1 protein-coding gene is annotated in these 286 nt (G+C 46.9%); it reads left to right on the plus strand.

Translation table 11 applies throughout. The features are described 5' to 3' along the window. Nucleotides 1-32 precede the first annotated feature (32 nt). On the plus strand, nt 33-286 hold a 254-nt coding region (locus ACY2RR_RS24475), incomplete at its 3' end, for a hypothetical protein (protein WP_490110817.1).

Here is a 286-nt window from a genome sequence, read left to right on the forward strand (position 1 = left end):
AGAATCTTCTGACATATATGTGACAAGGCATTGTGAACACAGTGACTTCTGGCTTTTTGCTGAGCAGTCACAGCCAAGATCGTAGCCGCCATACAGAGATTGTTCTGTGGGTTGTGACCGATAGCGGCCCAGCAAGGCTGGTGGTTGAGGGTGAACAGCCAGTTTTCTTTGTGAATAGCGAAAATCAGGAGCATTGCGAAGGAATGCTGATAGGTACATGCATTCATTTTCGCAGTCGCCCTTTGGAGATGAAAACCTTCAAGCACAAACCGGTCACAGCATTTTA

It is taken from the genome of Parendozoicomonas sp. 2304DJ65-17, from assembly GCF_058148445.1.